Source organism: Paraliomyxa miuraensis, assembly GCF_026337845.1.
Classification (GTDB): Bacteria; Myxococcota_A; Polyangia; order Nannocystales; family Nannocystaceae; genus Paraliomyxa; species Paraliomyxa miuraensis.
Map to the genome: position 1 here is coordinate 143,340 of NZ_JAOVZF010000163.1, position 13,243 is coordinate 156,582.

General features: G+C 70.5%; 10 protein-coding genes. 6 read left to right on the top strand and 4 right to left on the bottom strand.

Features of this window, described 5'->3' with window-relative positions:
- Positions 1-59 precede the first annotated feature (59 nt).
- From OEB96_RS40775 to OEB96_RS40790, 4 genes are all read left to right on the top strand, one after another.
- A complete protein-coding gene (locus OEB96_RS40775) occupies positions 60-1,157 on the top strand; it encodes a hypothetical protein (protein WP_266222343.1) in 1,098 nt (365 codons plus the stop codon).
- 44 nt (positions 1,158-1,201) lie between these two features.
- Entirely contained in the window at positions 1,202-2,770 is a 1,569-nt protein-coding gene (locus tag OEB96_RS40780) for a hypothetical protein (RefSeq protein WP_266222344.1), read from the top strand.
- A gap of 138 nt (positions 2,771-2,908) precedes the next feature.
- Complete coding sequence (locus OEB96_RS40785; protein WP_266222345.1) at positions 2,909-4,498, top strand: hybrid sensor histidine kinase/response regulator; 1,590 nt, start codon at positions 2,909-2,911, stop codon at positions 4,496-4,498.
- A 57-nt stretch (positions 4,499-4,555) separates the two neighbouring features.
- Complete coding sequence (locus OEB96_RS40790; protein WP_266222346.1) at positions 4,556-6,301, top strand: right-handed parallel beta-helix repeat-containing protein; 1,746 nt, start codon at positions 4,556-4,558, stop codon at positions 6,299-6,301.
- A gap of 45 nt (positions 6,302-6,346) precedes the next feature.
- Here the strand turns inward: OEB96_RS40790 and OEB96_RS40795 are convergent, their stop codons facing one another.
- The 4 genes from OEB96_RS40795 to OEB96_RS40810 form a co-directional block, all read right to left on the bottom strand.
- Positions 6,347-6,733 (bottom strand): hypothetical protein, encoded by a 387-nt coding sequence (locus tag OEB96_RS40795; protein ID WP_266222347.1) that lies wholly within the window; start codon positions 6,731-6,733, stop codon positions 6,347-6,349.
- Positions 6,734-6,748: 15 nt separating this feature from the next.
- Positions 6,749-7,399, bottom strand: a complete 651-nt coding sequence (locus OEB96_RS40800; RefSeq protein WP_266222348.1) for a hypothetical protein — start codon at positions 7,397-7,399, stop codon at positions 6,749-6,751.
- Between the two features lie 78 nt (positions 7,400-7,477).
- Positions 7,478-9,289, bottom strand: coding sequence for a serine hydrolase domain-containing protein (locus OEB96_RS40805; protein ID WP_266222349.1), 1,812 nt, complete (start codon positions 9,287-9,289; stop codon positions 7,478-7,480).
- Entirely contained in the window at positions 9,282-9,824 is a 543-nt protein-coding gene (locus tag OEB96_RS40810; RefSeq protein WP_266222350.1) for a sigma-70 family RNA polymerase sigma factor, read from the bottom strand. The genes OEB96_RS40805 and OEB96_RS40810 overlap by 8 nt, the downstream gene beginning before the upstream one ends.
- 332 nt (positions 9,825-10,156) lie before the next feature.
- Between OEB96_RS40810 and OEB96_RS40815 the strand changes: the two genes are divergently transcribed.
- Positions 10,157-11,455, top strand: a complete 1,299-nt coding sequence (locus OEB96_RS40815) for an acyltransferase family protein (RefSeq protein ID WP_266222351.1) — start codon at positions 10,157-10,159, stop codon at positions 11,453-11,455.
- Positions 11,452-13,233 carry a hypothetical protein gene (locus tag OEB96_RS40820; protein WP_266222352.1) on the top strand — a complete coding sequence of 594 codons (1,782 nt, stop codon included), beginning with the start codon at positions 11,452-11,454 and terminating at the stop codon, positions 13,231-13,233. Before OEB96_RS40815 ends, OEB96_RS40820 begins: the two co-directional genes overlap by 4 nt.
- The last annotated feature ends 10 nt before the right edge of the window (positions 13,234-13,243 follow it).

The following is a 13,243-nucleotide window of genomic DNA, read 5'->3' on the forward strand; positions in this document are numbered from 1 at the left end:
GCGCTCGGCCTCCCCTGACCCACGGACGCATGACGGCCGAGCTGCTACCCTGCCCGCCCATGCCCGCGCCCCCCCGGCTCGAGTGGATCTACGACGAGCACGACCCGCAGGGCCTCCCACGACGCATCCTCGACCCCCACGGGAACGTCCTGCTCCGGCGCGACCGTACCGGCGACCACGAGCGCCTGTGGCTACGCCTGCCCGATCACCGCCAGATCGCGCTCGTCCTCGACGCAGCCGACCACGCCGTGCTCGGCCGCTGCGACGCGGTGGTGAGCCCCGAGGGCGAGACCCTCGCCCTCGCCAGCGCCGTCGACTGGCACCACCCCACCTCGATCCCCGCGCTCGATCGCCCGGGCGCGCTCCCCCCCGGCGCGGGCACGGCCATCCTCGATTTGCTGGCATGGCGGGCCCTCCGCGCCGGATCCGATCCCCTGCGCTACCGGGGGCCCTATCCCAGCGCAGCGCTGTGGAGCGCGCTCGAGGCGAGCTTCCGCGTCGACGAGCCCGTCGCCCGGGCCCAGGCGCGCTTCCTGGCGGGCGCCGAGCAGCGAGCGCTCGCGGGCACCATGGACACGATCGACGTCGCCTTCCACCCCGCGCCGCACGTGCGGTGCTGGCCGCGACCGAGGATCTGCGTGCAGCACCGGGCCGGCATCGAGCGCATTCACCTCGATGGCCACGCCTTCGACCCCGCCCCCACGAGCATGCGTCGGCTGCAGCGCGACGGCGACGACGTCGTGGCTTGCATCGCGGTGGGACCGACGATCGTGGCCGAGCTGCTGCGCCTCGATCCCAGCGGAGAGCCCCGCGACGAGCCCTCGCCGCTGCCGCCCGCCCCACCCGCCCTGTGCGGCACCCCGCTCCCCGACGCCGTGGTGCGCGTGCTCGGCGAGGTGGTGATGGCGCAGGCTCCCCGCCTGCTCGTGCCCGGGCTTCGCGACGTGCTCGCATCCGCCCGCGTCGTGTGGGGCGACCCCGGGCTCTCGCTCGTGCGCTGGCGCGGCGACGCCCTCGAGCTCCACGGGGCGCTCGTGGCCGCCCTGCCCACCGATCCGACCGCGCTCTTGGGCGTACTCACGCTCGCGGTGGAAGGCCCCCTGCGACGGGCGGCGGCCGCACGCCTCGCCCGGGCGTTCGAGGCCTCGCAGGCGTAGCCGGTCTCGTGGCGCAGGCCATGCGACAATGCTCGCCGGCCGCCATGGCATCACCGCCCCGACGCCTCTGCGCTCGCCGGCTCGCGCTCGGCTCGCTCGTCGTCCTGCTCTCGGGATGCTTCGATGATCCGCCCCCGGTCGCCCACGACGACACGGGCACCACCGCCACCGATCCCCCGCCGCTCACCACCGCGCCCGCATCGGAGGGCACGACCACCACCGTCGACCCCGACACCACCGCGAGCCCACCGACCGACGACACCACCACCGTCGACCCCGACACCACCGCCGCAAACCCGGGCACCACCACCGACGAGCCGGACACCACCGGCCCCTCCCCGCACGTCTCCTGCCCCGCCGGCATGCTCGACCTCGGCATGCTCCCCACCACCGTCGTCACCAGCACCGCACTCCAGGACGACGAGCTCCAGGGCACGTGCGGCGGCGGCTCGGCTCCCGACATCGCCTACACGCTCACCGCCCCCGCCGATGGCTCGTACGTGATCGACACCATCGGGTCCGGCATCGACACCGTGCTCTACGTGCTCGATGGCGGGTGCGAGGGCCCGCAGCTGCGCTGCAACGACGACGGCGTCCCCGGCTCCACCGCCTCGCTGACCAGCCTGCCCCTGGCCGCCGGCCAAACCGTCACCGTGGTGGTCGATGGCTTCTCCGTGCAGGGTGGACCCGTGACCCTGAGCGTGCACGAGGGCACCGTGGAGTGCCCGGCCGGGGACCTGGGCGGACCGCTCCCCCAGACCGTGCTCGGCCAGACCCTGCTCGCAACCGATCAGTTCGAGCCCAGCTGCGGCACCCCCGACGAGCCCGATCAAGCGCTGACGTTCACCGCGACCCAGGATGGGATCTACCGCTTCGACACCCTGGGCAGCGACTTCGACACCGTGCTCTCGGTGCTCGACGGTACGTGTGGTGGCCCCGAGCTCTCGTGCAACAACGACGAGCCCGGCACCTTCGGCGGGCCCTCGGCCCTCACCCTGCCGCTGTCCACCGGCCAGTCGGTCACCGCCGTCGTCGAGGGTTGGCTCGGCAACGCAGGCAACTTCGCCGTGTCGATCGATCGTCTCACGGGGACCTGTCCCGACGAGGACCTCGGCGCGATGCCGGTCCCCTTCTCGCTGATGGGAAGCACCGCCGCCGCCGACGAAGCCAGCGCGGGGAGCTGCGGGGGCCTGGGCAGCCCCGACCACGCCTACCTGTGGACCGCCCCCGCCGATGGCGCCTATCGCTTCGACACCGGCGGCTCGGTGTTCGACACCGTCGTGTACTTGCTCGACGGTGGGTGCCTGGGTCCCGAGCTGGCCTGCAACGACGACGCGGGAGGCCCAACCGCGACGGCAGCCGCCTACCTCCTCGCCGGACAGACCGTCGTGATCGTGATCGACGGCATGGGAGGAGCGCAGGGGAGCTTCTCGCTGCTGGTCGAGGAGACCACCGACTCGGGCGACTGCTGTGTGCCCCACCCCACCCCGGGCTGCCAGGACGTCCCGCTTCAGATCTGCGTGTGCACGATGGACGCGTTTTGCTGCACCAACGAGTGGGATGCCATCTGCGTGGATCTGGGACTCGCCTCGTGCGGTGCGATCTGTCTGTAGACGTAAGTGCTCCCCGTACGCGCGTTCGGGGCGCGGCCGGCAATCGCAGAGGGTCCCTCTACAGTGCTGCTGTCCCGTTTCGGGCAGCTTGGCGGTTGACTCTGGACCCATCGACGCGATGCGCGTAGTACGGATCCCGTGAGCGACACGAGCGACGGGGCCAAGGAGGCCGGCGCGGTCGACTCGTTCGATGACGCGCGCGAGCACGTGCCGTTTCCGTTGTTCGAACTCGATGAACGCGGTCACGTCTCGCGCAGCAACCTCGCGGCTCAACGCCAGTTCGGCACCGCCGAGGACCATTCGCTCGCAACCCTCTTGGGCCCAGCCACGACCCAGGAGGTGCTCGCGCGTCTCGACCGACTCCATCGCGAAGGCTCGGCGCCTGCATGGACCACCGAGCTGTTCCGCGACGACGAGCCACCGATCTCCGCGCGGCTCTGCCTCTCCGAGCATCCCTGCCCCCCGGGCGATCCCTGGCGCGCCAACCTCAGCGTCGTGACCGTCCCCGCCAGTCCCACCCAGGCGCGGCCTCCTGCCCGCGCCATCACCCAGGAGATCGGCCGCGTGTTGCCCGATCGTCGGGCCGCGGTGCAAGTGCTCGCCTCGGGCGTCGCCCACGAGATCGGCAACCCGCTCACGTACATGCTCATGTGCCTCGACGAGCTCGGCCGAAGCCTCGATCCCGAGCACGAGCGCCCGATCGATCCCCAGCTCGATCGCCTGCAGCGCCTGCTCCAGCAGACCCGCAAGGGGGCCGAGCGAGTGCAGGAGATCGTGCGAGGGCTGTCCAGCTACAGCCGCGACCACGGCCGTCGCGAGTCGGTCGACGTCAATCGAGCCGTGCGCGCCGCCCTCGAGATGGCGCGCGCCGAGATGCCGCCCAAGCTGCGCGTGCACACCTCGCTCGAGTCCGTGCCCGCCGTCCGAGCCAATCCCTCGCGGCTGGTGCAGGTGCTCTTCAACCTGCTCATCAACGCCGCGCAGGCGCTCGAGCCCATCCGCGACAGCGATCCCTCCGCGGCCCTGGGCGTGGACACGTGGTGCGAGGGCTCGTGGGTCTACATCAACGTGTGGGACACCGGGCCGGGCATCGCCGCCGAGATCCGCGACCACATCTTCGAGCCGTTCGTGAGCAGCAAGCCGGCGGGTCGCGGTGCCGGCCTGGGCCTGGCGGTGTGCCACAACTACGTCGCCGAGCTCGACGGCGAGATCGACTTCGATTGCGAGCCCGAGCAGGGCACGCGCTTCACCGTGCGCTTGCCCGCCGAGGTCGTCGAGCCGCGCGTGGCCCAGCCCGCGCCGCCGCCCGAGCGTCCACCGCCCGAGGCCACGCGCCTGCTGGTCGTCGACGACGAGCCCGAGATCCGCCGCGGCCTGCAGGCCATGCTCAGCCGCTTCGGCCGCGTCGACGTGGCCGAGTCGGCCGCCGACGCCCGCACGCTGCTGACCGCGGGCGTGCGCTACGACTTGGTGCTCTGCGACCTGGTCATGCCCGGTGAGTCGGGCGAAGAGCTCTACGCCTGGATCACCACCACCTGCCCCGACATGGCCGGGCGCGTGGCCTACGTGACCGGAGGGGGGCCGCGCCTGACCGCCGCACGCTCCCCGGTCACCGCCGAAGACGGCCCCCCGTGCCTGCTCAAGCCGTTCCGCCGCCAGGAGCTGTACGAATTCGTCCGCCGGGCGCTGTCGCGCGCGGCCACCTACGCGCCCGCCGACGTGGCCTGATTCATCCCCCGGCCAAGACGGTTTGGGGAGCGGCCGAAATCTGCGATCGTCGCCCCGATGCTTGGGCGCCCTCACTGTCTTCGTTCATTGCTCCGCAGCTCGCTGGGTCCATCGTTGCTCGGCTCGCTGATGCTCGGCTGCCCCGGTGGCGAGGCGACCGAGACCACCGACGACGGCACCGGGTCGACGGGCACGACCACCGAGCAATCCGAGACGTCACCCTCGACCACCGTCGACCCCGACGGCACGGGCACCACGACCGCGAGCACCGACGACACCTCGAGCGACTCGACCGGCGAGCCACCGCCCACCGAGTGCGAGCCCTTCGGTCGCTACGGCGTCCCGCGCTCGACGTTCGTGCTCCCGGTGCGCGACGGCGCCGGCATCTACTACCCCGACGTGCAGACCAGCTTTCCCGAGGTCGACTGGAGCACCCTCGATCGCCTGTACATCCCGGCCGGTCAGTACACGAGCCTCAGCCTGGGCAACCTGCCGGAGCGCGACCCCGCGTCGCCGCTGGTGATCACCAACATGGGCGGCCAGGTGCGCGTGGGGCCGCCCAATCCCGAAGCCAACTACCTGTGGACGATGGGCGGCGGCTCGGGGTGGGTGCTGACCGGACGCTGGGATCCGGACTCGGGCACCGGCGACGAGTCCGCGCCGGGGCACCGCTGTGGCGACTATGCGGGCTCGCGTGGGCACTACGGGTTCTGGAGCGACGACGCGTTCGCGCAGCGAGGTTACCTGCACATGGGGATCTCGGTGGGAGGCGCGACCGCCTACGAGCTCGAATTCGTGGAGATCGAGCGCTCGGGCTTCGCGGGGCTGCGGCTGCTCAACTCCTGGGATGCCGGCGAGCTCCCGATGGCCGACGTGCGCGTGCACGACCTCTACATCCACGACGTGGACGGCGAGGGCGTGTACTTCGGTTGGACCGGCGGCCCGCCCAGCAACCTCACGCCGGGGCTGCAGGTCTACAACAATCGCTTCGTCCGCACGGGCAACGAGGCGCTGCAGATCCAGGACATCGGCGATGGCAGCGAGATCCACCACAACGTGATCGCCTTTGCTGCGCTGCACTGGCGCGACAACGGCCTGGGGGCCTATCAGGACGGCAACGCGCAGATCGTGATCCGCGAGGGCGAGGTGTCGATCCACCACAACGTGTTCATGGGCGGGGCGGGCACCCTGGGCAGCTTCTGGTCGCAGCCCCAGGCCGGTGATGGCCCGCGCATGGTGCAGTTCCACGACAACTACCTGGCCGAGACCCGCAACCGGGTGTTCTACTTCGGCGGCAACAGCGAGGCCGGCTCGAGCTTCTCGTTCATGGACAACGTTGTGCGCGGGCTCGACTTCACCTACGACGAGCTCGACCCCATGGCGACGCCACCGGCGGCCGTGTTCCGCCTCGCGGCCGCGATCGGCGGCGACGTCCAATTCGTGGGCAACCGCTGGGAGGGCGACCTCGAGCTGGTGGAGGGCGGGATGTCACCCACGGTCATGGGCAACGAGCAGGGCCCGGTGGAGCCGCTGCAGTTCGTCGACAGCGGCTATCCCGAGGGCACGCCGGTGCTGAGCCTCGAGGCCTGGACGGCAATCTCGACCCTGGTGCCCGGCAGCCCGCCGCGCAACTACGTGGTGGGCGAGCTGGTCACCTACGACGGACAGCTCTACGAGTGCATCGCCGACAACACCGGGCAAGTGCCGCCCGACAGCCCCGCCTCGTGGATGCTGCTGCCCGCCCCCGTGGATGACCTGCGCGTGGTGCCGGGCACGGCGTACGAGGAGCTCGGGATCCACTGACCGCTGGCTGGCTGCGCCCGGGCCCGACCAGGGGAGCGCGGCCCCTCACATCGGCGCGTAGTCGGCCGGCACCGTCGAGCCCGCGAGATCGAACTGGAAGAACTGCCCGACGTTGGGATCGTAGCCGTCGGTGTACGCACCCGAGGGCACCCCGGCCCAGGTCCACTCGTTCAAGTTCTGCTCGCGCAGCATCCCCAGGTGCACGTCGAGATAGTCGGGATCGCCGAGGTCGGCCCACGCGATCCGCATCTCGACGAACGAACCCGAGTACGCCACGTCACCGCTGGCCGGAGTGGGGCCGAAGCCCGGGTCGATCCACTCCATGCCGTTCCACTCGAGCGCACCGCCGTAGTCGTCGCTGGCCCTCCAGCGCGCGTGCCAGCGCGCACTGAACTGCCAGCCCCGCACTCGCCGTCCGCTCCTCGACGCCATGCACGAGACGCTACGCTACTCCGCGCCTTCCCACCACCACGAGTCGAAGCCCTCGGGCAGCACGCCCGGGTGCTCGCGCGTCTCCTTGTAGAGCCGAGCGAAGCGGCGCATCAGCTCCACATCGTCAATCGTCCGCCACTGTGGATCGTCGAGGCTCTCCTCTTGCCAGCGCGCGGGCAACCGCGGCTGCAGCCGCTTGCCGGTCGGCAGCGACCCGTGCTCCGCCACCCACTCGGCGAGCACCTCGCTGCCCAGCACGGACATCGAGTCCTCCAGCACGTACGCGGCCCAGCGCTCGAGCCCGAACGCCACGTGCTCGGTCTGGCCCGACGCGGGATCGAACGCCACCACCGAGTCCTTGTGCAGCCCGAACTGCAGGCCGAGCACGGTGTCGGCGAAGAACAGGATCTCCGTCGAGCCGCGGTAGGGCGTACGCCACAACGTGAGCTGGTTCCAGTCCTCCACCCCGCGCACCGAGGCCACGGTCACCGAAGGCCGCACCGTCAATGCGCCGCCGAGGGCGACGAAGCCGTCTCGCAGGTGCAGCAACGCCTCGAGCTCGAGCAGTCGCTCGCGCGCGAGCGTCACGGGGGTTTCGCGCAGCCGCTTGGGCGCGCGGCTGATGGGGGGACCGGCCTGCCCGATGAGCTCGGCGAGCTTGCTCATGACCCGAATCTATCGAGCATGTCCGGCCTTGGCGAGGCCGTCCGAACCAGCGGGTCGGAACGCGACTCCAGCACCAGTCTAGCGCCGGCCCTTGCGCTCGAGCACGAAGCGCGCCCCCTGGTAGTGCACCACCATGCGCGTGGCTCGGTTGTGGGCTCCGATCTCGAAGCTCACCTTGTTGCCCGTGTGATCCTTGAAGAAGAACCGGTTGCGCCCCATCGGGTGCATCCACGTGCGCGAGTACCCGGGCACGTCGAAGTAGAGCCGGTCGCCCTCCTTCTCCACGTGCACGGTGGCGAGCAGATCGAAGCGCTCGGCCGGTACCGCGTCGGCGTAGGTCTCGCGCGTCTGGGCCGAGATCCCATAGGTGCCCACGTACTTGGAGAACGTGCCCGGTGCAATGCTGACCTCGGCCGGCTCGTTCCGCTTGGGCGGCTCGTCACCATAGACCATCATCGCCACGTCTTGCGCGACCTGGGCTCCCGGCACCACCTCGGTGTTGGCCAGCACCACCACCAGCGTGTCGTCGTCGAGGAAGCGCAGCACCGACCCGCTGTAGCCGTCGATGGCACCCGGGAAGGAGAGCAGCGGCTGCCCGTAGGCCCGCGTGACCAGCCAGCCGAAGCCATAGCCATCGTCGGTGGGCGTGCTCATCTCGTCGAGGCTCTCGGGCGACACCAGGGTGCCCGAGCGCAGCGCTCGATCCCACGTGACCAGGTCGGCCGGGCTCGAGACCAGGCCACCCGCGGCTCCGAACGTGGACATGTCGATGGGACCGGGCGGCTCGAGGATCTCCTCCTCGTTCCACACGTTGCCCCGAGCCTGCTCGCCGGTCTCCCACGCGTCGCCGAAGCCGCTCTGGGTCATGCCCGCGGGTTCGAACACGTTCACCCGCATGTACTCGCCGTAGCTCCGCCCCGTGATGCGCTCGATGATCGCACCGAGCAAGTAGTAGTTGGAGTTGCTGGGCGAGGTGGCGCTGCCGGGCGAGAACTCGAGCGGCAGCTTGCCGATTCGCTCGAGCATCGCGTCGGTGTTGTGATACTGCGACTTCCAGCGGTGGAAGTAGGGATCATCGGTGTAGTTGGGGATGCCCGAGCGGTGACTCAGGAGATCGCGAACCGTGATCTGATTGCCGTGGGGGAGCTCCGGCAGGTAGTGATCGATGGTCCGATCGAGCTGCAGCAGATCGCGATCGTGCAGCTGCAGCACGGCCAGCGCGGTGAACGGCTCGGTGAGCAGCCCCAGGCGAAAGCGAGTGGTCGAGGTGTTGGGCGCGCCAGTCTCGGCGTCGGCCGATCCGAAGCCGCGCTCGTAGAGCACCCGACCGCCGCGAGCCACCAGCACCACGCCGTGGAACTTGAACGCGGGGCCGTAGTTGCGACCGTAGTCGGCGATGTGGGCCTCGATGCGCGCGCCGAGATCGTCGGGCACGGGCTGACCGGGTGTGCCCTCGGCCTCGAGCTCGGGAACGTCGAGGCCGCCCGCCACCGCCGTGCCTCCACCACTCGCACCACTCGCACTCGGCACCACGATCGCCGTGGCATCGGCGATCGGTGCGAGCTCGTCCTCGGGCGGAGACCACGGGCTGCTGCCCACGGCAATCGCGGCAACCAAGGCGGCCGCCGCGAGCGCCAGGCCGGCCCAGCGCCCTCGACGAGGCGTCACGGGCACGGCCGAGATCGCGGGAACGTCGACCGGAAGGTTGACCGCACGCGGGTTGACCCGCGCCGCCTCGGCCGCCATCAGTCGATCGAGGAAGCCCGAGTCGAGCTCGTCTTCGGGTGCGCGGCCGGTGCCCTCGGGGCCCAGCTCGCGCCAGGCTTCGATGGCGATCTCCACGCGCGCGTCGAGCTCGGCTTCGCGGGCGCGGCGACGAGCGTCATGCATGGTAGACCTCCGCCAGCGCCTCGCGCAGGCGCGACCGCGCCCGGTTGAGCCGCGACTTCACCGTGCCGAGATCGATGCCCAGCGTGCGGGCGATCTCGGCGTACTCGAGCCCGTGATACTCGCGCAGCACGAACGCGGCGCGGTACTCCGGGGAGAGGCTATCGATCGCGTCGCTCAAGAGTCGAGCCAACATCTTACGCTCCGCGGAGTCGTCTGCGCGATCGTTGGCCGGAACCTCGAACGCGGTTGGATCGAACGGGCGAGTCTCGACGCGACGACGGCGCAGCTCGTCGATGGCTCGGTGGCTGGCGATGGTGAGGATCCAGGTCGAGAGTCGTGCAGGCCCATGGCGATCGAAGGTGGGCAGAGCCCGGAACACCCGGAGGAACGTCTCCTGGGCGATGTCCTCGACCAAACCGGGATCGGCCTGGCCGCGCAGGAGCCGAGAGACCAGCGCCGCGACGGGGCGCTGGTAGCGCTCGACCAACGCTCGCTTGGCGCGCAAATCGCCCCGCTGGGCTCGGGCGAGGGTCACCTCGTCGAGCTCGGGGGAGCGAGTTGGGCGATCAGGCGGAGGTCTGATCGAGATGGCCTCGGTCACCTGGGTCCTCACACGGGGTTCGGTGCTTGAGAGTTCCCGCGCGGTTTCCGCCAATTCGGAAATGAGCCCGGGGTCGACCGGCGCACGACGGCCGGACGGTCCCCGAACGACAGCCGAGCGTGGATCCTGACGCCCGACGTCGCAATTGCGTTGTGCCCGCCGCTCTCCAACCCATCGCCAAGCCGGCTCGGTTGCGCCACCATGTGCGGGGTGCGAGCTTCGCGCCTCGTCCTTCCTCGTCCTCGAAGCCCTCGTCGCGGGTCGCCGTGCGCAGCAAGAACATCGAGTACATCGCGGGGGTCGACCACATCCGCGCATTCGCGTCGCTGCTGGTGGTGTTCCACCACAGCTTTTGGCAGTTCCACCGCCGCTGGGAACCGCCAGGGCTGACCAACGAAACCTGGATCACCACGAGCAACCCGCTGTGGAGCCTCATCATCGAGACCCACATCGTGGTGACGATGTTCTTCGTGCTCTCGGGCTTCATGTTCTCGCTCGTGGGCGCGGGCCGGGAGATCCGCTACCTGCCCTTCATGCGCAACCGAGCGCTGCGCGTGTTCCCGGTCTACCTGGCGATCTTGTTCTTCGGCATGGCCGTGTTCCCCGAGCGCGTCAGCTGGGTGGGGTTCGTCGCATCGGCCACCATCCTCGGCAACAGCCTGACCTCGCTCAACCTGTGGCCCGTGTCCACCACGTTCTGGACCGTCGCGGTCGAGCTGCAGTTCTACTTGATCTTCCCGTTCCTCAACACGTTCCTCAACCGCGAGGGGGCCAAGCCGCTGCTCTACCTCCTGGCGTTTGCGATCGGGCTGCGCCTCTGCGGCTTCCTCATCGGCACCTCGGTGCGCGACATGACCTACTGGCACCTGCCCGGACGCATCGATGCGTTCTTGCTGGGCATGCTGCTGGCGCGGGTGCACCTTCGCCGCGAGATCCTGCGCCGCTCGCCGTGGCTGCTCGTCCCGGGCCTGCTGGCGCTGTTCGGCTGCACGTTCGCGCTCAACCAGCTCGGCGGCTGGCCGGCCCAGACGTGGTGGAAGGCGCTCTGGCCCACGGTGGAAGCGATCGCCTGCGTGACGTTCGTGTACGGCTACCTCGCGTTCGCCCAGGTGCTGCCGGCCAAGGTCTCGCGCGTGCTGGCGTTCCTGGGCGAGCTCTCGTTCTCCACCTACCTCGTGCACTTCATGGTGATGCAGGGCCTCTACGACCGCGGGCTCGTGCTCGACCTGCACGGCGGGCTCGGCTGGTCGGCCTCGGCCGACGCGGCCGGCAACACCCTGCTGCTGGTGTTCCCCGCCACGCTGCTGCTGTCGTTCTTGGCCTACAATGGAATCGAGGCCCCGTTCATGCGGCTGCGAGGGGTCTACGTGCAGCGTGACCGCTCGACCGCGCGAGCGGACGCCAGCGACGCGAAGCCGGCTGCGACGTCGCCCGCGGACGAGCCCATTCCGCCCCCGGGCGCAGGCGGGCCGCCCGTGACCGGCCGCTCCGACGTCGAGGTCCCGGGCGCCGCGGACGACCCGCTGGCCCGAGCCGCCCGCAAGGACGAACCGAGCGAGTGGTGAGCGACCGTCGCTACTGGCTCTGGGCGCTCGTCGTCCTGGTGGTGGGCATCGCCCTGCGGGTGCCCGCGGTGTGGGCTGGCTTCGGCATGGACGACTTCGCGCAGCTCGCGATGCTCGACGACTCCTATCCCGTGCCGCGCCACCCCTGGGATCTGTTCTCCTTCTCCAAGGGCGACCCGGCCGAGGTCGAGATCCTCATGAGCAAGGGGAGCCTGGCATGGTGGTCGCACCCCGAGCTCAAGCTCTGCGCCCTGCGACCGCTGTCGAGCCTGCTGATGTGGCTCGACGTGCAGGTGTTCGGGCACGACGCGGTCGGGCATCACGTCCACACGCTGGTGTGGTGGTCGGCCATGCTCGTGGCGGCCGCGCTGCTGCTGCGCCGCCTGCTGCCCGCGCGCTGGGCCGCGCTGGCCTTGCTGCTCTACGCGCTCGACGAGTGCCATACCTATCCGATCGGCTGGCTCGCCAATCGCAACGCGATCGTCTCGGCCACCTTCGGCTTCCTCGCGCTGTGGGCCCACGTGCGGCACCGCGAGGACGGGTGGCCACGCGGGCGATGGCTGGCGGCGGTGCTGATGGTGCTCGCGCTCTGCGGTGGCGAGTATGCGCTGTGCATCGTGCCGTACTTCGTGGTCTACGAGCTCGTGGCGGGGCCGGGCACGCGAGCCGAGCGGGCACGCGCGCTGCTGCCGTTGTGCTCGCTCTTGCTCGGCTACGTGGCCCTGCATCGGGCCATGGGCTTCGGCTCGTTCGCCTCCAGTGTCTACGTCGATCCGGCGCGCGAGCCCATGGCGTGGCTCGGGGTCGCGGCGATGCGAATCCCGACCCTCGTGGCCGACATGGCCCTGGCCATCCCGACCGGGAGGATGACGACGATCCCCGGGCTCATCGAGCGCCAGATGCAAGCGGGCGTGGTGGCGCTGATGCTCGGAGCGGTGCTGCTGCCGGGGCTCCGGCGACGGCTCGACGCCACCGGGAGCAAGCGCGTGCTGTGGCTCTCGATCGCCGCGGTGCTCGCGATCCTTCCCGTGGCCTCGTCGTTCGTGTCGGCGCGGCTGCTGCTGATTCCGACGCTGGGAGGCCACGTGGTGGTGGCGGCGCTGGTGCTCGACGGCTGGGATCGACTGCGCGATCCGGCGCTGCGCTTGCGGCTCGCGTCGCTCGCACGCGGAGCGGTGTCGGCCGTGCTCGTGATTGGGCACGTGGGGCTGGCCCCGTGGTGGGGCCTCGAGGAGACCTTCAACATCGTGCACATCAACCTGGGCACGCAGCAGGCGGCGAGGACCATGCAGGTCGACGACGCCAGGGTCGCACGGCAGCGGCTGGTGGTGCTGTCGGCCTCGGATCCGATGACGCTGCTCTATCCGCACCTGGTGCGCTGGGCCGAGGGCCATCCGCTGCCGCGCTCGTGGTGGGTGCTGTCGATGGCTCCCCGCCCCCACACCCTCACCCGCGTCTCGCCCGACACGATCGAGATGACGGTCATTGGCGGCGCGATGCTCACGGGCCCGGTGGAGCAGCTGTTTCGGCGCCCAGAGTTCCCGCTGCGCGCCGGAGACCTCATCCGGCTCGAGGGGCTCACGATTCGAATCCTGCAGGTCGACGCCGACGGTCGTCCGTTCCGCGTGCGCTTCGGCTTCGACGTGCCGGTGGACGACCCCTCGCTGGTGTTCCTGCTCGCGACCCGCAAGGGCATGCTCCACTATCCGATGGGACCGGTGGGAGCGACGCTGCCGATTCCGCCCGCGCAGCTACCCATGGCGGCCGACCCGGGCTAGCGTTCGAGGC

What these genes read in the sequence shown, in the direction of transcription:
- OEB96_RS40775 (WP_266222343.1), top strand. Translation starts at nt 60, where the DNA reads ATGCCCGCGCCCCCCCGGCTCGAGTGGATCTACGACGAGCACGACCCG.
- OEB96_RS40780 (WP_266222344.1), top strand. Translation starts at nt 1,202, where the DNA reads ATGGCATCACCGCCCCGACGCCTCTGCGCTCGCCGGCTCGCGCTCGGC.
- OEB96_RS40790 (WP_266222346.1), top strand. Translation starts at nt 4,556, where the DNA reads ATGCTTGGGCGCCCTCACTGTCTTCGTTCATTGCTCCGCAGCTCGCTG.
- OEB96_RS40795 (WP_266222347.1), bottom strand. Translation starts at nt 6,733, where the DNA reads ATGGCGTCGAGGAGCGGACGGCGAGTGCGGGGCTGGCAGTTCAGTGCG.
- OEB96_RS40800 (WP_266222348.1), bottom strand. Translation starts at nt 7,399, where the DNA reads ATGAGCAAGCTCGCCGAGCTCATCGGGCAGGCCGGTCCCCCCATCAGC.
- OEB96_RS40805 (WP_266222349.1), bottom strand. Translation starts at nt 9,289, where the DNA reads ATGCATGACGCTCGTCGCCGCGCCCGCGAAGCCGAGCTCGACGCGCGC.